This window comes from Nonomuraea sp. NPDC049624 (assembly GCF_040675255.1).
Taxonomy (GTDB): domain Bacteria; phylum Actinomycetota; class Actinomycetes; order Streptosporangiales; family Streptosporangiaceae; genus Nonomuraea.
This window is the reverse complement of record NZ_JBFAOR010000010.1, coordinates 181,822-199,776: the sequence shown is the minus strand read 5'-3', so window position 1 is coordinate 199,776 and position 17,955 is coordinate 181,822. Positions and strand designations below refer to the sequence as shown.

Genomic DNA, 17,955 nt, shown 5'->3' with positions numbered 1-17,955 from the left:
ATCCGCTCCCCCTTGTACGGCCATCTCCGCAGGTCGAACATCCTTCGCAGCACCCCCCAGCAGAAGGAGCGCCTATGTTCCGCCTCGCCGTGGCCCTCGCCCTAGCGGCGGCCACCTGGATCGCGAGCAGCCCCCCGGCCGAGGCCGCGACCTCGTACAAGCTGAACTTCACCCAGCAGTCGCAGCAGTACTCCAACTGGTGCTGGGCCGCGACGGGCAACTCCGTCGCCGCCTACTACGGGTACTCCTACAGCCAGAACCAGTTCTGCAACCTGGCCTTCAACCGCGGCGTCAACACCAGCTGCCCGAACAACCAGGCCACCCTCGGCAACGACCAGACCGCCTTCCGCCAGATCGGCATCAACCCCGGCGTGTACGTCTACGACTACCTGACCTACGCCGCCATCGTCCGGGAGATCGACGCCCAACGCCCGATCATGGCCCGCATCCAGTGGACCAGCGGCGGCGGCCACATGGAGGTCATCTACGGCTACGACAAGACCTCGTCGTACGTGTACTGGAGCAACCCGTGGCCGTCCAGCACCCGCTACAACTGGTCCACCTACAACTACTACGTCTCCAACTCCTCGTTCTTCTGGACCCACTCGCTCGACTACATCGGCGCGTGAGGGAGGCCATCGACATGAAGCTCTTCGCAGCGGTCGCAGCCCTGACCGCGCTGTTCCTGTGGGTCCCGAGCCCGGCGCTGGCCGACCCCGGCGCGCCCACCCAGGCCGACGTCGACGCCGCCCGGGCCGCGGCCGCGGGCGCCGGCGACACGGTCGGCCGCTTCTTCGCCGGCCAGGGCAGGCAGACCAGCCTGGCGCCGGTGGCGGCGCGGGTCGACGGCCCGACGGTCGCCGTCAACGACCTCAACCCGGACTTCGTGAGCGGACGGTCGGCGGAGATCGCCCGCTTCGCCTTCCTCGCCACCGGCGCCACCGCGCCGGACGGGCAGACCGCCTCCGTCTGGACCACCCGCGACCGCCGGGGAACGTGGGTGGTCAGCAACATCGCCAGCGGCGGCGACGAACAGCGGTACGCGGGCCAGACCGGCACCGTGTTCCGCGAGCCGCAGCTCAACGCCTGGTACGCCCTGCGCGACGGCACGGTCGTGCCGCTCAACGACGAGGCAGCGCAGTCGGTGGGCCGGGCGGGCGTCCCCGTGGCCGACTACCGGCGGCTGGCGCAGCAGCGCTACGCCGCCAAGCTCCCCGGCAGCTCCTATGCCAGGGACGGCTACGCGGGCGGCTACGGCGTCCCCGGCCCCGGGGGCACCCCCCTGCCCTGGGTCGTGGGCGCCGTGGTCCTGCTCGGCGCGGCGATCACCATTCGCCTGCTGCGCGGGCGCCGCACCTGACAAGATCCGGTGCACGGCCCGCGCCTCCGACGGCCATCTCGGCGGAGGCGCGGGCCGCCTTTTTCTGAGTAGCCCTTACTCATGCCGTCCCCCGCCGCCCGCCCGCACCATGGCGGCACAGCTCATCCACGAGGGGGACGACCATGGCAGACATCCACAGCGCGGCGGCCGCGGGGCCGCCGTCCCCGCCGGCCGCGCCGGTGCTGGACAACTCGGCGCGGGAGGTACTGAAGGGCACGCTCGTCCCGCTGCGGGTGCCCAGCGCGCACGACGACGCACCCGGCGGCGGGGGCGCGGGCGGGGGCATCGTCAAGCTGGGGGCGGTCCGGCAGCTCGCGCTGGCCCCCGGCGACACCGACGCGGTCCGTGACCGCCTCCGGGCCGGGGACGACCCGGAAGGCGTCTCCGCCGAGGCGTTCGACCTGCTCAGGCGCTTCGAGGAGCAGCCCGTCGCGGCGCTGCGCCCCGACCCCGCCGCGCTGGCGCGGGTGCCGGCCGCCGAGCTGGCGCTGTTCGCCGGGACGCTCGTCGAGCTGCGCGCCGAACGCCTGCGCGAGGCGGAGGGCGCGGGCGCCAGGGAGGCGGCCGGCCGGGCCGCGCAGGCGCTCAACACCGCCGCGGTGGCCCTGCGCGGCCTGGCGGTCAACACCGCCGCGCCGCCCATCGGCATGCTCAACCTGGAACGCATCGAGATGGTGCCGGTCGGCATCCAGCGCGGCGAGCTCGTCTCGACCATCCCGCTCGCGCCCGGCGAGGTGACCGCGGTCACGCACAAGGAGTGGTCGGTCACCTCGAAGGAGTTCACCACCATCGTCACCGACTCGCTGGAGGAGGTCAGCGAGACGGGCGTGACCGACAACACCGACCTGTCGCAGTCGACGTCGTCGCAGAGCCAGCACTCCAACCAGTTCAACATCACCGGCACGGTCCAGGGCGGCATCCCGATCATCTCCGGTTCGAGCACCACCGGGTTCACCGCCCAGGGCTCGGAGTCGGCCTCGGCCGCCGAGAGCATCAAGCACGCCCGCGCCACCACGCAGAAGGCGTCCTCGCGCTCCCGCCGCGAGCACAAGGTGACCATCTCCACCACCACCGTGACGGGGTCGGAGGAGACCTCGACCCGGGTGCTGAGGAACACCGGCAACGACCCCGTCCGGATCGACTACTTCAGCCTGATGCGCAAGTGGCGGGTCCGGCTCTACCGGTACGGGCTGCGCCTGACGTACGACATCGCGGTCCCCGAGCCGGGGGCGTCGATGCGGCGGGCGTACGCGGAGCTGGAACTGCTGCGCTCGCAGCAGGGCCCCTTCGAGTTCCCGGTCAAGCACGCCGACATCACCACGGAACTGGTCGACCAGGACGGCCACCCGTCGCCGACCGGCGTCCCGAAGTACCAGTGGCTGGCCGACCGGCACGGCGTGACCGTCCGGCCGCACCCCGAGGCGCCGACGCCGCTGACCGTCAGCTCGCACGTCAACACCGACGGGAACTGGTGGTTCCTGGACCTGGAGTTCGACGTGCCCGGCGGCACGCACATCCGGGAGATCATGCTGGACGCGCAGGTCGGCAAGGACGACTCCGACGACAAGATGAACTTCGACGTCATCGGGGCCCGCTCCGAGCCGACGTGGCGCAACCTGTCGGACGCGCTCATCATCCGCGACCACCGGATCATGTCCTTCGACGGCGCCACGCCCTACATGCGCGGCTTCACCGGCCGCCACAAGATCACGTTCTTCTTCCACCACTCCGAGCGGGTGTTCGTCGGGCTCGGCGTGCGGCTCGACCTCACGGACGAGGCCGTCGAGCAGTGGCGCACCGACGTCTGGAACACCCTCTACAACGCCGCCCAGACCAGGTACTTCGCCGAGCAGGAGGACATCGCCGCGCGCATCGCGGCCATCGAGGACAAACTGGCGAACGTCGACACCCTGACGCTGCGGCGCGAGGAGAGCGACGAGATCATGAAGTGCGTCCTGCGGTTCATCCTCGGCAGCGACTTCGACTTCATGCCCGCCGACGTCCTGGCCGCCTTCCTGGCCGCGCACGTCGACCTCCAGCACGGCATCGGCTTCGACGGGCCGAGCCTCGGGCTCACCGCCGAGCAGTGGACGCTGCTGCGCCGGCACGAGGACCTGGTGCGCTTCATCAACCAGGCGATCGAGTGGGAGAACGTGGTGACGTTCCTCTACTCCTACTTCTGGGACGTCCCGCCGAGCTGGCCGTTCGTCCGGCAGTTGCGGCACCCGGACCCGACCAGGCAGGCGTTCCTGCGGGCCGGCAGCGCGCGGATCGTCCTGACCGTGCGCAAGGGCTGGGAGGAGGAGTGGATGCGCTTCGCCGAGGGGGGCGCGGTCGGCGCGCCGATCCCGGCGCCCTACCTGACGATCGCGCAGGAGATCGCGGCCTACGACGACCGCAACTATCCCGGCATCCCGCCCGCCAACCCCGAACGGGCGGCCGCCCGGCTCCAGGACGCCGCCTTCACCACGTCCTCGTCGGACCTGGCGCCGAGCCCGAACCCGGTGAACATCAAGGTCGGCAACAGCTCGGCGTTCGTCGTCGGGCTGCCGGTCGTGCTGGACGCCGAGGACGACCGCCGCGTCCAGGAGGCCCAGCTCGTCGTCGCCATCCCGGACGCCACCCACCTCACGGTCGAGCGGCTGAGCTTCGCCCACCGCGGCACGCAGGCCCCCGTGCCGATCCTCCAGCCGGGCGAGAAGGGGGCGCTCATCGCCGAGTGGCACGAGTACACGCCGTCGTCCGGCACCGACATCGCGCTCACGTCCAACCTCGCGACGATCTCGTAGGGCGGCGGACGGCCCGATGACGTACTTCTGCTTCCAGAGAAGCCAGAACGACCGGGTCTCCCGGATCTCCCTCACCGTCGGCGAGGAGACCCAGCCGATGATGTGGAAGGGCGAGCAGCCCGACGACAATGTGCACGGCGTGCTCTTCCACCACACCTCCGGCCTGGTGTTCCTGGAGGAGACCCGGGCCTCCTACGGCCCGCAGGGCTCCTACCGGGTGTTCGCGCTGACCGGCAGGACACCCGGATCGGGCCGGTTCGAGGCCATAGAGGTGCCTAGGACGGGCGCCCTGCGCACGCTCGGCCGGTTCGACCTCGACGTCCGCGACCCCGCCGACGACCAGGCCGACCTGGTCTACACCGGCAAGTTCCTGTACTGGCGCAGATCCATGCCCGCCTCACTCCAGGGCTCCGGCACGCTGCTGTACGCGGCCACGTCCGGCCTGGTGGGACACCAGATCGGCACCATGCAGAACAGCAAGGACCACGGCCCGCTGCCGGAGGGTCTGTACACGTTCTTCACCCACGTCGATCCCCGGCAGAACTCCGTCGAGGCGGCGAACCAGCGGGGCGACAAGGCCGTCTCCAACCCCGGGGAGGGCATCCAGTTCCTGCCCGTGGGCGGCAGAGGCCCGGTCTTCCCCGACTGGGGCACCTTCCGCGTCCGGCTCACCCCGATCCAGGGGAACATGTACGGGCGTGGCGGCTTCTACCTGCACAACTCGCACAAGGGGTACAGCCACGGCTGCGTGGAGGTCGGGGTGAACGCCGACGGCCTCGACTTCTTCTCGGGCCTGCTGGCCTACGCCGGCAGCCAGCCGCGCAAGGCCAAGCTCGTGCTGCGCGTCCGGTACTCCTACCCCGAGCAGGGCACCCTCGGCAGAACCCTGCGCTGAACCCTGCCCTGAACCGTCGGCCCGCGTCGCGGGGTCACCAGTGACACCGTGCGCGGGCTGCGGAGACCGTCACCTCGTGGGTGTCGTCGGCCGTGACGGGCTGGTTGCCGACCAGGACGGTGAGCCGGCCCGGGGCCGGCACCCGCCAGGTGCCGAGCGGGGCCCAGCGCCCCCGGAAGGCGCGCTGGTCCACGGTCACCGGCGGGCCGAGGTGCGGCGGGTCGGTGTCGTCGTCGTCCAGGTGGTAGAAGGCCAGGCCGGACGAGCGGGGGTCGTCGGGGATGTGCACGTCGATCGTGCAGCGGGCGCCGCCGCGGGTGTCGAAGTACCAGTTGACGACCTGGTTGAAGTGGGCCGGCTCGTTCCCGACCCGCAGCGCCAGCGCCGCGCCCACGCAGCCGTCGCCCTTCCATCCGCCGGTTACGGGACGCCAGGCGGGATCGGCGTAGAACCACTCGGCCGCGCACCGGGGGCCGTGCACCGCCTGCCACCGGACGGGGCCCGTGGGGGCGGGGCCGGGGGGCGGCTGGGTGACCACCACGGTTGCGGGATCGTCCGCCACGGTCGCCCGGACGGCCGCCGGGCCGCCCTTCGTGGTGGGGGTGGGGGTGGGGGTGGAGGTGGTCGTGGGCGTGGTGAGCCGGGGCAACAGGACAGCGGCCGTCACGCCCAGGGCCAGCAGAACGGCCCCGGCCGCCAGCGCGCGGCCCGGCCAGGCCGCCCGCGCGGGCCGCGTCGCCCCAGTGAGGCCGCCCTCGACCGGGTCGCCCTTGGCCGCCTTGCCCACGGCGGGGTCGTGTCCCTTGGGGGCGCTCTCGGCCGGTTCGTCTTCGGTGGGGCCGGTTTCGGCGACCAGGGCCTGGTACTCCGCGTCCCCGGCCCAGGACAGCGGGCCCATGGCGCTTCCGGCGAGGGCCGCCGCCCGGTCGGACGTGATCCGCTCCGCCGGGTCGCGTGCGGCGCACGAGCGGATCAGGCCGGCGAGCGCGGGCTCGACGCCGTCCACGTCGATGTCGGCGTTCAGGCTGCTGTAGAGCACCGCCATCGGCTCGCCGCGCCCGAACGGCGGACGGCCGGTGGCGGCGTAGGCGATCGTGCCGGCCAGCGCGAAGACGTCCGCCGCCGCCGTGACGGGCTCCTGACGTACGGCCTCGGGAGCGATGTAGCCGGGCGTGCCGACGATCTCCCCCGACGTCGTGATCGTGCTCTGACCGGGGGCCCGCGCGATGCCGAAGTCGATCAGCCGCGGGCCCTGCGGCGACAGGATGACGTTGTGCGGCTTGAGGTCGCGGTGCTGCACGCCGTGCCGGTGCACGTCGGCCAGGGCGGCGGCCAGCCCGGCGAGCAACCGACGGCACAGCTCCGGCGGCAACGGCCCCCGTTCCGCAACCGCCCGCAACAACGTCGGCCCTCGCACGTACGCCGTCGCCAGCCAGTACGGCGGCGCCGTCACCCCGGCGTCCACCAGCGGCGCCACGTACGGGCTGCGCAGGCCGCGCAGGGTGGCGGCCTCGCGGCGGAACCGTTCCATGGCCTCGGGGTCGGCCGGGTCGTGCTTGATGACCTTGATGGCCACCAGGCCCAGGCGGAGGCTCCTGGCCAGGTACACGACGCCCATGCCGCCCGCGCCGAGGCGCCCGAGCAGCCGGTGGCCGCCGATCTCGGGTGGGTCCGTCGCCTGTAACGCCTGCACGCTCATCCCAGTCGATCATGACAGACCGGGCGTCCGGGAGGCAGCCCCCGTCACGGCCGGATCGGGGTGGGGCGGGAGGCGGCGTGAAGGGCGGGGGGTGGGGCGTTTGGGGGGTTATGCCGTTGGGGCGCGGTGGGTGGTTCGGGTTTCTTGGGGGTGATGTCTGGCTTATTCGATATCGGGGTGGTTTTGTTCTGGATATCGGTACTAGTCCAGAGATTGCGTGAAAGTTCGTGGTTACTCGGGCTTGATGAATACCACAATTCCCTCGTTCTCGCCCGCCCGTTGCCACCCCAGACGCTCGTACAGGCGAATGGCGTCGGGGGCGTTCACGGAGGTCAGCAGCCAGCTTCGGGAATCGCCGCACAGAAGGTCCAGAATGCGTCCGGCCAGACCGCGGCCGCGGGCGCGTGGAGCCACCGCCAGTTCGTCCACCTGGAGCGCGCCGGCCAGCATCCGGGCCACCCCGTCCGGGCCGAGCGCCGCGAGCACCTTGCCGTAGCTGCGAGTCCGCGGCAGCGGGGTCTCCGTCGGCCAGGCCGTCCCGAACCCGCACGGGCCCGCGTCGTCCACGGCCAGCACCGCGCGGAAACCGGGCCGGGCGGCGTCGGCGGCGAACCGGACGCCGAACTCGGCCACCTCGCCCTCCCCCTCGTTCCACGGCGGCCCGGTGAACACCTCGCGGTAGAGGTCGATCAGCTCCGCCCGGCGCGCGAGCGCCTGCTCGCCGGTCAGCAGTTCCAGCCGCACGTCCGTACGTTCCGTCACACTCAACCTCACTGTCTAGTTGAAGTACGACAGTGACGATAGCGGACGTCCGGCCAAACCGGCACCCCCGCGTCCGCGGCGCGGGCCGCCCGGAGCGCATGTTCCCGGCAGCGCCGCATTTTCGGGGCGACAGTGCTAGGGAATGATCGAGTCACAGTAAAGCGACACCACCGCTTCTTGTCGCAATAAAACTGGACAAGTCGGCTGTAAGGGCCTGGTAAATCTGGTCAAGCTTTAGGAGCTCATGCCTGTCTTGTCAGAACTCCGAACTCAATGCGCGGGTAAGACTGCTCATGCCGGAGACCGACGGCAGTCGAGAAGTCCCGCGGCGGTTCTGGAAACTTCTGAACGGAAAGCGCGATGAAATCAATGATGAAGAAGCCGGCGGCCGTGCTCGCCACGAGCGCGTGCCTGCTGCTTGGTGGCGGCCAGATGCCGGCCGCCCAGGCCAGCACGGCCGGCACGGCGTCGTATCAGAGCCCAGCCGATGAGAAGCCGGTCCTCCGGGGCGGCTGCGGCTGGCGTCACTGCGGTCCTCGCTGGTGGGGCCCGCGTTGGGGCGGCTGGTGGGGCGGCGGTCACCACCACGACCACGACCACGACCACCACCACCGCGTGGGCCCGCGTGGTCCCCAGGGCCCGCGTGGTCCGGAAGGCCCTCCCGGCCGCTCCGTCCACAAGCCGGACCGCCACGACGACGACCACGGCCGCGACGACCATGGCCACGACGACGACCACAACGAGGACGACGACTGGGGCGAGTGGGGCGAGAACTTCGACGGGTTCTAAATGACCCGCGGCGAAGTTCCCGCTGACACACCAGCACGCTGAACGGCGGGGTTCCCGGCGACATGCGCACATCGGCCGTCCGGACGAAGACCGGCTCCCGGTCCGGCGACCGGCCACGCGCCCCTGTCCCGGCGAACCCCGCCCTGCAGCCCCCGCCCAGCACTCCTCCGCACGCCCCCGCCCCGTACGCCCCGCCTCCGCATGTGCCGCACTCCCCCGCACGCCCCCGCCTCCGCACGTGCCGCACCCCCCCGCCGCTGCGGCCCCCCCACCAGCACCGGAAGTCCCTCCGGACGCCCCTGCCCCGCCTCCCCGTCGCCCGCGCGCCGTGCCGCCGGAACGGGAAACCGGACGGTAATGCCTTTTCTCACCGGCTGGGCTATGGTCGGCCTTATGACGGGACCGTGCAGAACGCCACGAGGCCCCATCGCGCTGTGCTGCGTGGTGGGCCTGGTTCTGCTGTCCCTGCTGGTCGCCGGCCCTTCCTACGCCGACGACCAGACGACCCCGCGCCCACTGTCCGCCGGCCACGAATGGACCCCGGACAAGAGCGGCGACCGGATGCCGAGCCTGCCACCCCAGGCGTCCAGCGGCCGTGAGCACCACGTGTTGTCGTTGTGGCCGCCGCTGCGCGGCGCGCGGCACGCCGAGGCCGCCCACCTCGCGCTGCTTCCCGCGCCCGGTTCCGACGCGGCCGCGATCCGCGACCCGCAGCAGGTCGGGCACCGCACCGCGGGCTCGCGCAGCCCGCCGCTGATCTAGCTCCCTCCCTCTTCACGAGTCGCCGCCTCCCGGCCCGCCTTGCGCGCCGCGGGGCCGGTCGTCGCGCCCGGCCCCAGCACGGCCGGGTCCACGCGTTGCCCGGCCGCCCGCGGGTTCCGCGCGTTCCGGTACGGCCGGAGGTCGCCGTCGTCGCGTGCCCGCGTGCGGGATGCGCCCTTTTCTCTCGTCTTTCGCGTACGAGTTCTCCGCGTCAGAGCAAGGAGCCGATCATCGTCATGTCCGACGCCGGATCAGTCCACGAACACTCACCGCGAACATCCGCGGTGCACCGCGCCCACGTGGTGCTCGACCTGGGCACCTCACGCACCCGTTCGCTGTCCCTGGACGGGTTCGCCATCGCCGACCGTCCCTCGGCGGTCGTCGTCCCGTCGCCGGAGAGCGCGGCCGGGGTCCCGGTCCGCCCGATCCGCCGGGGCATGGTCGTCGACCCGGGCGCCTGCCTGCGGCTGGTGCATCTCGTGCTGCAGGACGCCTGGCTGGCCGGCGGCCGGCCGCTGGAGCACGTGATGGCCGCGGTGCCGAGGGCCGCGACGGGCAGCGACCGCCAGGCGGTGCGCGCGGCCGTCGCCGAGGCGGCCGGCTGCCAGGTGACGCTGGTCGAGGCACCGCTGGCCGCCGCCGCCGGCGCCGGTCTGGACGTCGCGGGGCCGGGGCCGTACCTGCTGCTGGACGTCGGGGCGGGCATCGTCGAGGCCGTCGTCGTCAGCGGCGGCGCGGTCAGCGACGCGGCTGCGCTCCAGCTCAGCGCCACGACCAGCGCGGGCCTGCTGCCGGACGCGCTGGACGGCGTCGTGGAGATGACCGCGGGCCTGCTGCGCCGCCAGCCGGCCCACCTCCGCCCGGCCGTCCGCGACAACGGCCTGACCGTCACCGGCGGGGGCGCGCTCCAGACGCGGCTGCTGGATCGCCTGCACACCGCCCTTCGCACGCGGATCAACGCCGCGCCGGAGCCGCAGCACGCCACCGTCCGCGGCCTGCTGCGGCTGTGCCTGCGCCCTGCGGCGCCCGTCATCGCCCTCTGAACCCCCGCAATCACCGCGCGGAAAGGAAACCACCATGACCGACCACCTGAGCACCGTGCAGCTCCAGTCCCTGCGCCAGGACATCGACGAGCAGCTGGAGCGGCGCAGCCGTCACCTGCTCGGCCTGCAGGCCGCGGCCCAGGACGGCAACGGCGCGGACGACACCTGGCAGGAGCTGCTGGCCTCCCTGGCCACCGCCGACCGGGCCATCGCCGAGCTCACCGAGGCCCGCGACCGGCTGACGGCCGGCTCGTACGGCCGCTGCTCGCACTGCGAGGCGGGCATCCCGTTCGAACGGCTCAAGATCCGGCCGCTGGCCCGGTTCTGCATCAACTGCCAGCGCCGGCACGAAGCCGCCTGACCCACGGGACCGGCCGCCCCTCGCGACGTCGGGCGGCCGGTCCACCGCCCGCGGCCGTTGGACAGGAATATGCAGACCGGTCTAGTGTGTGCCGCATGGCGGTCAAGGGGGACGAGACACGGGCGCGCATCGTCGCGGCCGCCCGCACGCTGGTGGAGGCCCAGGGCAGCCACGGCACCGGTCTCAACGAGGTGCTGGCGGTGGCCGGCGCGCCGCGCGGGTCGCTCTACCACCACTTCCCCGGCGGCAAGGACCAGCTGGTGGGCGAGGCGCTCGCCGCCGCCGGGCGCGAGGTCGACGCCATGATCGACGATCTGGCCGGCACGCTGCCGAGCGCCCGTGACCTCGTGCCGGCCGTCCTCGACGCGCTGGCCGACAGGATGGTGGCGGCCGGGTACGCCAAGGGCTGCCCGGTGGCGACCGTGGCCCTGGAGGTCTCCTCCTCCAACGAGCAACTCCAACGCGTCTGCGCCGGCATCTACGAGGGCTGGCAGCGCAGACTGGCCGACGCCCTGCGCGCCGACGGGCTTGCCGCGGCCGACGCCCCGCAGCCCGACGCCCCGCAGCCCGACGAGCACGACATGGCCGGCGACCGGCGCGACACGGCCGACGATCTGGCGGCGACCGTGCTCGCGCTGATCGAGGGCGCGCTGCTGCTGGCCCGCGCGAGCCGTTCCCGGCTGCCCGTCGAACGGGTCCGCCGCCAGGTCGTCAGGCTGCTGGCCTGAGCCGGCGGTTTTTCATGCCCGCAGAATATGTAGATCGGTCTAGAGAGGAAGAGTCATGGAAGACGCCGTGGTGTTCGGCGCGACCGGCTTCATCGGCAGATGGACGGTCCTGCACCTGCTGGAACAGGGCCGCGCCGTGACGGCCGTCGTCCGCCGCGCGGACGGCGGGCTCGGCCGCTGGCTGCGCGAGCGCGGCGCGCCCGGCGCGCGGCTCACCGTCGTCGAGGGCGACGTCACGGCCGGGCCCGGCCTGGGGCTGAGCGGGCCCGCCGAAGGGGCGGCGGGCGTGCGGGACGTGTTCAACGCCGCCGGCGTCTACCGCTTCGGCATGGAACGCGAGGAGGCCAGGGCGGTCAACGTCGAAGGCGCGCTCAACGTGCTGAACTGGGCCGCCGCCCGGCCCGCGCTGCGCCGGCTGGTGCACGTGTCGGGCTACCGCGTCGGGCTGGACCCGCGGCCGCGCCATCCGCTGCCGGAGGCCGAACTGGCGGCCCTGTACCGGGACAAAGGAGCGTACGAGGGCTCCAAGGCCGAAGGGGACGCCGCCGTACGGGTCGCCGCGGCCCGGCTCGGCGTGCCGCTGACCGTGGTGAACCCGAGCAGCGTCATCGGCCATTCGCTGACCGGCGAGGCCGGCCAGTACGTCGGGCCGACCTCGCTGGTCCGCGACCTGTGGGCGGGGCGGCTGCCCGCGCTGCCGGGCGGCGCCCGTACGTTCGTCCCGGTGGTGACGGTGGACGATTTCGCCCGGTTCATGGCCGCCGTGCCCGAACACGACCCCGAGCCGGGCGGCCTGCACTGGGTGCTCGATCCCGCCACGCCCGACCTGCCCGACCTGATCCGGCTGCTCGCGGACCACCTCGGCGTACGCGCGCCGCGCATCCGCGTGCCGGTGGGCGTGATCCGCCGCCTGCCGTCCGCGCTGACCGGCGCCGAGCCCGAGACGCTGGGCTTCCTGACCGAGGACCGGTACGACACCGGCTCGGCCGACCGGGTCGCCGCGTCCGCGCGGCTCCGGCGGCCACCCGTGGAGGACGCGTTGCGCCGCTGGGCCGACCGGCTGGTCGCCGACCGCTTCGGGGCCGCTCCGGCCGCACGTCCCGGCGGTTTCCACAGCGTGGCGGGGTCGCGCACGTACGTGGCGGGTGAGCGTACGTCGCCACGGCTGGTGTTGCTGCACGGGCTGCCGCTCGACGGCGACTCCTGGCACGGCGTGCTCGACGAACTGGACAGCGCCCCGCCCGCGACCCGCCCCGGAACCGCCGCGGACCGGTTCCCCGAGCTTGCCGCCGGCTCCCCTGCTCCGGACCGCTCTCCCACGCTTGCCGCCGGCTCCCCTGCTCCGGACCGCTCTCCCACGCTTGCCGCCGGCTCCCCCGCTCCGGACCACTTCCCCGGGCTCGTCGCCGGGTTCCCCGCTTCGGACCGGTTTCCCGCGCTCGTCGCCGATCTGCCGGGGCTGGGGCGTTCCTCGCCCGCCGGGGCCGCGGCGTCGGACTGGCTGGCCGAGTTGCTGGCGCCCGTGCGCACCCGTCCGGTGATCGTCGCGCACTCGGCCGCCGCCGCCCCTGCGCTGCGGTACGCCGCCGCCCATCCGGGCCGGGTCGCCGCCCTGATCCTGCTGTCGCCGTACTTCCTCCAGCGCCGGCCGTCCGCGCTCACTCTGCTCCTCGCGGCCCCGGTCCTCGGCAGGATGGGCCCCGACCGGCTCGCGGCCACCCTCCTCGGCCCGGCGTCCCCGCCCGAGGGCGCGCGGCGGGCGGTCGCGAGCGCCGCGGCCGGGCTGGCGCGTCCCGGGGTCGCCCGGCGCACCGCCCGCGTGCTGCGCGCCGCGCACCGCCCCGCCGAGCGCGCCGCCCTCCGCACGCTGCTCGGCGGCCCCGTCCCCGTGCACCTCGTGGCGGGCGAGCTGGACCCGCTGACCGACAGCCCCGCCCCTGTGACGGTCATCCCGGGGGCCGGGCACCACCCGCACCTCACCCACCCGGCCGCCGTCGCGGAGATCGTGCGGCACATCCTCCTCCGGCCCGGCGTGGACGATTTCCCTCCGCCGCCCACGCCTGACATCATGACCGGCCCACTTCCTCACCACCCCAGGACATCATGAGCTCCGTCACCTACGCCGAGCCCGCCGAGCCGCAACCCGAGATCCCGCTCACCGGCGGCGACGTCACCGAAGGCGTCGTACGCGTCGGCGACACCGTGCGCCGCACCGTGGGACCCAACGCCCCGCTGGTCCACGCCCTGCTGGGGCACCTGGAGGAGGCCGGGTTCGCGGGCGCGCCGCGGTTCCTCGGCATCGACGCCGCCGGCCGCGAGGTGCTGACCTTCGTGCCCGGGGAGGTCGCCGGGCAGCCGCGGCCCGCGTGGCTGGCCGACGAGGAGCGGCTGGCGTCCGTGGGCCGGCTGATCCGGGCCTACCACGAGGCCGTGGCGGGGTTCGTCCCACCCGACGGCGTGCGGGCGGACTTCGGGTTCACCGAGCCGCCGGGCATGCCGCCCGCGCCGCCGTACCCGCCGGAGCTGGTCGGGCACCTGGACTACACGCCGGACAACATCGTGTTCCGCGACGGCGTGGCGGCCGGGCTGATCGACTTCGACATCGCCAGGCCGTCCACCCGGGTGGAGGAGCTGATGAGCGCGATGGTGTACTGGGCGCCGCTGGCCGACCCGGCCGACGCCGACCCGCCCCTGCGCGGGCTGGACGTGCCGCGCCGCTGCCGGCTGCTCGCCGACGCGTACGGGATGTCCGGCGTCGACCGTTCGCGCCTGGTCGAGGTGGCCGTGCTGCGTACCCGGCGGTCGTGGTTCTCGATGCGGCAGATCGCCGAGGAGCGGGGCGGCGGCTGGGCCCGGATGTGGGAGGAGGGCGTCGGCGACCTGATTAAGCGGCGCGAGGCGTGGCTGGAGCGCCACGGCCCGGCGATCGACGCCGCGCTCACCGCTCCCTGAGCGCCCCGGTTCCGGAGGCGGCTTCCGTCCTACTGCCCGGGCGGCGGCAGGCGCAGGGCGAGCAGCGCGATGTCGTCGGTACGCGGCGACGGCGCCAGCGCGAGCACCTGCTCGCAGAAGTCCTGGAGCGGGCGGCGGGCCAGCGTCGCGGCGTGCCGGCGCAGCCGGGCCAGGCTGTTGTCCAGGTTGACGCCGGGCACCTCGACCAGCCCGTCGGTGTAGAGCAGCAGCGTGCTGCCCGGCGGCAGCGGCGCCAGGGCGTCGTGGCGGGTCACGTCGTCGAGATGCACGCCCAGCAGCAGCGACTGGCCCTCCTCCAGGTAGCGGGCCTGCCCCTGCGCGGTGACCAGCAACGGCGGCAGGTGGCCGGCGCTGGCCCAGCGCAGCATCCGCGTGTCCGGGTCGCCTTCCGGCTGGGGCGGCTCGATCCTGGCCAGGATGGCCGAGGCCGTGAGGGCGTCGCTGGCCACGGCCATGACCTTGTTGAGCCGGTCGAGGATCAGGCTGGGCGACTCCTTGTGGTCGCAGGCCAGGGCGCGCAGCATGTTGCGGAGCTGGGCCATCTGCCCGGCGGCCTCCAGGTCGTGGCCGGCGACGTCGCCGATGGCCAGCGCGGTGACGCCGTCGGGGAGCACGAACGCGTCGTACCAGTCGCCGCCCACCTGCGAGCCGGCCGGGGCCGCCAGGTAGCGGGCGGCGAGCTGGAGGTGATCGACCTGGGGCAGCGCGGTCAGCAGGTGGCGCTGCATGGTGTCGACGATGTCGCGCTGCTGGCCGAACAGGCAGGCGTTGTCGGCGGCCAGCGCCGCGGTGCGGGCGATGTCGGCCACCAGTTCCACGTCGGCCTCCGTGTACGACCGCGCCGGGTCGGTGCGCGCCACCGTCAGCGCGCCCAGCACGCGGCGCGGGGTTCGCAGCGGCGCCACGATCGCCGACGAGCCGCCCAGCACGTTGAACAGGGAGTCGTGGGCGGCGGCCAGCGGCCCGTCGGGCGGCGCGGCGATCTGCTCGGGCCCCAGCAGCAGGGCCTGCTCCCCGCGCAGCACCCGGACCAGCGCCGACCGCGAGGGGCCCTTCGGCAACGACGGCAGCTCGGCGAACCACGAGGGGTCAACCGGCGCGGCCCCGGCGCAGGCCATGGCCAGGCGGCGCAGCTCGCGCGGCCCGAGGAACATGTCCACCGCCGCCCAGTCGGCCAGGCGCGGCACCAGCAGCCGGCCGAGCCGCGTCATCGCCTCGCGCACGTCCAGCGTCTGGGTGAGGACGGTGCTGATCTCGGTCAGCAGGCGGAACTGCTCGGTCAGCTTCTGGGCGCGGACGAGCTCTTCGGCCTGCCGGCCGGCCGCGTCGAGGCGTTCGACGACGTCGATGAAGACCACGACGACGCCGGCCGGCTCGCCGTCGTGGTGGAGGGGCGAGGCCAGCCAGGCGACCGGGAGCAGCCGGCCGCCCGCGGTGGCGAAGGTGGCGAACTCGCTGCGTACGTGCCTGTCCTCCCGGCACACCGTCACCAGCTCGCAGCCGGAGCGGGGCGGGAGGCTGCCGTCGAGGCGGCGGTGCAGCGTCCGGTGCGCGTCGGCGCCGCGCAGCTCGTCGGCGGTGAAGCCGAGCAGGGCCGCCGCGCCCGGGTTGACCCACGTGATGCGGCCGGCGAGATCGGTGAGGTAGATGCCCATGCCCGTGCCGTCGAAGGCCGCCCGCAGCAGCCACTCCGCCGGCTGGGCGCCGGAACCGGAGCCGTCCGGCCGGTGTCCGATGTCGCCCCGATCAGCCATCATCACACTACGTTATCGGATGATTACTGACATGCCGACTTCGTGTACCCGGCAAGGTGCCGGGCCGGCGTCCTCCGGGCTAGGACCAGGGGAAGGCGCCGCCGGCCATGGTGCTGCTGAGACGGCGATCGGCGGCGCCGGGGGTCTCCGCGGGCACCAGCATGCGCAGGCGCAGCCGCGAGCCGAGGCCGGTGCACTCCAGCGCGACCGAGTCGCACAACTGCTGGATCACCCACAGGCCGAACCCCTGGGACGCGGTCGGGTCGACGCCCGCGGCGCCGAGGTGGTCGGGGGTCAGGCGGCCCGCGGTGTCCAGGATCTCCACGCAGACGCCGATCGGGTCCCGGGTCGCGGTGACCAGGCCGGCCGAACCGCCATGGTCGAGGACGTTGGTGACGGCCTCGTTCACCGCGAGCACCAGGTCCTCCAGCCGCTCGCCGGACAATCCGCTGTGGTGGCCGTGGATGCGCACCAGGTCGCGGATGAAGGCCAGATCAGCGCTGATGGGACAGCGCAGCTCGAACTCCACAAGCATGATCGTCTCGTCTGTCGGAGGTCGGAAAGGGGTACGCCGGCCTCGTTCAGCTTTCCCGTCGAGTGATCGTCAAACGCGCCGGCCGCTCGCCGTCGAGCTCCCGGGGCGGATCACGGGATGATCGCCTGGGCGAGGGCGATGCCGCACCAGGCCGCTCCGAGGCCGGCCGCGACGCCGGCCACGGCGTTGAGCGCGGCGTAGGTGCGGGCGCCGTTCTGCAGCAGCCGCAGGGTCTCGTAACCGAAGGTGGAGTACGTGGTCAGCGCTCCGCACAGGCCCGTGCCCAGGAGCGCCTGGACTGCGCCGGCGGCGGGCAGCGCCAGCAGGAAGCCGAGCAGCGCCGACCCGGTCACGTTCACGGTGAAGGTGCCCCACGGGAACAGGCTGTCGTGCCGGGCCTGGACGGCGCGGTCGATCAGGTAGCGGGCCGGCGCCCCCACGGCGGCGCCCAGCACCACCAGCAGCAACGTCATCACGGACGCCTCCCACCGCGCAGAGCCCGCCCGGCCTGGTCGCGAGCGCCCTGGTCGCGAGCGCCCTGGTCGGGGGCGGTCTCGGCGGTGGCTGTGTCGGCGGCAGTGGCGAACCGGCTGAACAGTGCGCGGCCGAGCGTCTGGCCCAGGAAGACCGCCACCAGGGCCGCGACCAGCGTGACCGCCAGGTAGGCGAGCGCCGTGCGGGGCTGCCCCGCGGCCAGCGCTCCTTGGGCGTCGGCGATGGAGGTGGAGAACGTGGTGAACCCGCCCAGCACCCCCACCCCCAGGAACGGCCGGGTGAGCGGATGGGCCTGCCAGACCTCGGTGATGGCCACCATCAGCAGCCCGACCAGCAGGCAGCCGGTGACGTTGACGGCCAGCGTCGGCCAGGCGAACCCGCCCGGCGGCACCGGGAAGGCGGTCAGGACGGCGTAGCGGGCGAGCGCGCCCAGCACGCCGCCGGCCGCGATGACGGCCAGCGTGGCGACCGGGGCGCGGGCCAGCTCGCCGCGCTGGGCGGGCACGTGGAGGTCGACGTCGGGATCGACCGCGGCCCGCGGATCGACCTGCGCACCCCCGACGCCGCCGGGGCCTCCGGCGGCATGCGCGCCGGCGATCTCCAGCCCCTCGGCGGCGTGCACGCGGCCGGGGCCGGATCCAAGGCCGGGTCCGGGTCCGGGTCCTGGTTCGGGGGGACGAGCTTGGGGCATGAGGCATCTCCTACCAGCACATGAGCGTGGCACATCTCTGGCAGGGACCGTTGGCGGCGACACCGCGGTTACCCCCGGACGAACGGGAGGCGGCGGGCCCCACCGCCGCGGCTCCCGGCACGGGAAGCCGCCCCCATCATACCGGCGACCACTTCAGCCCCTGCCGCCGAGGAGCCTCCACGCGGCCCGGAATCGCCGCCCGCCGAGGCACGTCCACCGGCCCGGAATCGCCCACCGCCGAGCTGCTTCCTTCCGGCCGCGACCCCCCGCCGCCGGGAGGCGTCCCCCACAGGCGACC

The 17,955-nt window shown here is 73.7% G+C and carries 17 protein-coding genes; 11 read left to right on the top strand and 6 right to left on the bottom strand.

Annotation, left to right across the window (positions count from 1 at the left end; translation table 11 throughout):
* Window positions 1-74 precede the first annotated feature (74 nt).
* From AB0J76_RS37420 to AB0J76_RS37405, 4 genes are all read left to right on the top strand, one after another.
* Window positions 75-629, top strand: a complete 555-nt coding sequence (locus AB0J76_RS37420; RefSeq protein WP_352326082.1) for a papain-like cysteine protease family protein — start codon at window positions 75-77, stop codon at window positions 627-629.
* 14 nt (window positions 630-643) lie between these two features.
* Window positions 644-1,360 (top strand): hypothetical protein, encoded by a 717-nt coding sequence (locus AB0J76_RS37415; protein WP_364392394.1) that lies wholly within the window; start codon window positions 644-646, stop codon window positions 1,358-1,360.
* A 143-nt stretch (window positions 1,361-1,503) separates the two neighbouring features.
* Window positions 1,504-4,170: a hypothetical protein gene (locus AB0J76_RS37410; RefSeq protein ID WP_352325698.1), complete on the top strand. Its 2,667-nt coding sequence runs from the start codon at window positions 1,504-1,506 to the stop codon at window positions 4,168-4,170.
* A 16-nt stretch (window positions 4,171-4,186) separates the two neighbouring features.
* A complete protein-coding gene (locus AB0J76_RS37405; RefSeq protein ID WP_352325700.1) occupies window positions 4,187-5,065 on the top strand; it encodes a hypothetical protein in 879 nt (292 codons plus the stop codon).
* A 34-nt stretch (window positions 5,066-5,099) separates the two neighbouring features.
* Here the strand turns inward: AB0J76_RS37405 and AB0J76_RS37400 are convergent, their stop codons facing one another.
* Window positions 5,100-6,764, bottom strand: coding sequence for a serine/threonine-protein kinase (locus tag AB0J76_RS37400; RefSeq protein ID WP_352325701.1), 1,665 nt, complete (start codon window positions 6,762-6,764; stop codon window positions 5,100-5,102).
* 231 nt (window positions 6,765-6,995) lie between these two features.
* Window positions 6,996-7,526 (bottom strand): GNAT family N-acetyltransferase, encoded by a 531-nt coding sequence (locus tag AB0J76_RS37395; RefSeq protein WP_352325702.1) that lies wholly within the window; start codon window positions 7,524-7,526, stop codon window positions 6,996-6,998.
* A 360-nt stretch (window positions 7,527-7,886) separates the two neighbouring features.
* On the opposite strand from AB0J76_RS37395, the gene AB0J76_RS37390 reads away from it, so the two are divergent.
* The 7 genes from AB0J76_RS37390 to AB0J76_RS37360 all read left to right on the top strand — a co-directional run bounded on the left by AB0J76_RS37390 (window position 7,887) and on the right by AB0J76_RS37360 (window position 14,161).
* Window positions 7,887-8,315 carry a hypothetical protein gene (locus tag AB0J76_RS37390; RefSeq protein ID WP_352325703.1) on the top strand — a complete coding sequence of 143 codons (429 nt, stop codon included), beginning with the start codon at window positions 7,887-7,889 and terminating at the stop codon, window positions 8,313-8,315.
* Between the two features lie 441 nt (window positions 8,316-8,756).
* On the top strand, window positions 8,757-9,077 hold the full coding sequence (locus AB0J76_RS37385; RefSeq protein WP_352325705.1) for a hypothetical protein: 321 nt from the start codon (window positions 8,757-8,759) through the stop codon (window positions 9,075-9,077).
* 284 nt (window positions 9,078-9,361) lie between these two features.
* Window positions 9,362-10,120: a rod shape-determining protein gene (locus AB0J76_RS37380; RefSeq protein WP_352325706.1), complete on the top strand. Its 759-nt coding sequence runs from the start codon at window positions 9,362-9,364 to the stop codon at window positions 10,118-10,120.
* A gap of 34 nt (window positions 10,121-10,154) precedes the next feature.
* Window positions 10,155-10,481: a TraR/DksA C4-type zinc finger protein gene (locus AB0J76_RS37375; protein ID WP_352325707.1), complete on the top strand. Its 327-nt coding sequence runs from the start codon at window positions 10,155-10,157 to the stop codon at window positions 10,479-10,481.
* Window positions 10,482-10,576: 95 nt separating this feature from the next.
* Window positions 10,577-11,209, top strand: a complete 633-nt coding sequence (locus AB0J76_RS37370) for a TetR/AcrR family transcriptional regulator (protein WP_352325708.1) — start codon at window positions 10,577-10,579, stop codon at window positions 11,207-11,209.
* A gap of 55 nt (window positions 11,210-11,264) precedes the next feature.
* On the top strand, window positions 11,265-13,316 hold the full coding sequence (locus AB0J76_RS37365) for an alpha/beta fold hydrolase (RefSeq protein ID WP_352325709.1): 2,052 nt from the start codon (window positions 11,265-11,267) through the stop codon (window positions 13,314-13,316).
* On the top strand, window positions 13,313-14,161 hold the full coding sequence (locus AB0J76_RS37360) for a phosphotransferase (RefSeq protein ID WP_352325710.1): 849 nt from the start codon (window positions 13,313-13,315) through the stop codon (window positions 14,159-14,161). Before AB0J76_RS37365 ends, AB0J76_RS37360 begins: the two co-directional genes overlap by 4 nt.
* A 29-nt stretch (window positions 14,162-14,190) precedes the next feature.
* Here AB0J76_RS37360 and AB0J76_RS37355 read toward each other — a convergent pair whose 3' ends face one another.
* The 4 genes from AB0J76_RS37355 to AB0J76_RS37340 all read right to left on the bottom strand — a co-directional run bounded on the left by AB0J76_RS37355 (window position 14,191) and on the right by AB0J76_RS37340 (window position 17,588).
* Window positions 14,191-15,939 (bottom strand): SpoIIE family protein phosphatase, encoded by a 1,749-nt coding sequence (locus tag AB0J76_RS37355; protein ID WP_352325712.1) that lies wholly within the window; start codon window positions 15,937-15,939, stop codon window positions 14,191-14,193.
* A 76-nt stretch (window positions 15,940-16,015) separates the two neighbouring features.
* Window positions 16,016-16,471 carry an ATP-binding protein gene (locus AB0J76_RS37350; protein ID WP_352325714.1) on the bottom strand — a complete coding sequence of 152 codons (456 nt, stop codon included), beginning with the start codon at window positions 16,469-16,471 and terminating at the stop codon, window positions 16,016-16,018.
* Between the two features lie 110 nt (window positions 16,472-16,581).
* Window positions 16,582-16,944 carry a fluoride efflux transporter CrcB gene (gene crcB / locus AB0J76_RS37345; RefSeq protein ID WP_352325715.1) on the bottom strand — a complete coding sequence of 121 codons (363 nt, stop codon included), beginning with the start codon at window positions 16,942-16,944 and terminating at the stop codon, window positions 16,582-16,584.
* Entirely contained in the window at window positions 16,944-17,588 is a 645-nt protein-coding gene (locus AB0J76_RS37340) for a CrcB family protein (RefSeq protein ID WP_352325716.1), read from the bottom strand. The genes crcB and AB0J76_RS37340 overlap by 1 nt, the downstream gene beginning before the upstream one ends.
* Between the last annotated feature and the right edge of the window lie 367 nt (window positions 17,589-17,955).

Coding starts and splice junctions, on each gene's coding strand:
- AB0J76_RS37420 (WP_352326082.1), top strand. CDS start 75: ATGTTCCGCCTCGCCGTGGCCCTCGCCCTAGCGGCGGCCACCTGGATC.
- AB0J76_RS37415 (WP_364392394.1), top strand. CDS start 644: ATGAAGCTCTTCGCAGCGGTCGCAGCCCTGACCGCGCTGTTCCTGTGG.
- AB0J76_RS37410 (WP_352325698.1), top strand. CDS start 1,504: ATGGCAGACATCCACAGCGCGGCGGCCGCGGGGCCGCCGTCCCCGCCG.
- AB0J76_RS37405 (WP_352325700.1), top strand. CDS start 4,187: ATGACGTACTTCTGCTTCCAGAGAAGCCAGAACGACCGGGTCTCCCGG.
- AB0J76_RS37400 (WP_352325701.1), bottom strand. CDS start 6,764: ATGAGCGTGCAGGCGTTACAGGCGACGGACCCACCCGAGATCGGCGGC.
- AB0J76_RS37390 (WP_352325703.1), top strand. CDS start 7,887: ATGAAATCAATGATGAAGAAGCCGGCGGCCGTGCTCGCCACGAGCGCG.
- AB0J76_RS37375 (WP_352325707.1), top strand. CDS start 10,155: ATGACCGACCACCTGAGCACCGTGCAGCTCCAGTCCCTGCGCCAGGAC.
- AB0J76_RS37370 (WP_352325708.1), top strand. CDS start 10,577: ATGGCGGTCAAGGGGGACGAGACACGGGCGCGCATCGTCGCGGCCGCC.
- AB0J76_RS37365 (WP_352325709.1), top strand. CDS start 11,265: ATGGAAGACGCCGTGGTGTTCGGCGCGACCGGCTTCATCGGCAGATGG.
- AB0J76_RS37360 (WP_352325710.1), top strand. CDS start 13,313: ATGAGCTCCGTCACCTACGCCGAGCCCGCCGAGCCGCAACCCGAGATC.
- AB0J76_RS37355 (WP_352325712.1), bottom strand. CDS start 15,939: ATGATGGCTGATCGGGGCGACATCGGACACCGGCCGGACGGCTCCGGT.
- AB0J76_RS37350 (WP_352325714.1), bottom strand. CDS start 16,471: ATGCTTGTGGAGTTCGAGCTGCGCTGTCCCATCAGCGCTGATCTGGCC.
- crcB (WP_352325715.1), bottom strand. CDS start 16,944: ATGACGTTGCTGCTGGTGGTGCTGGGCGCCGCCGTGGGGGCGCCGGCC.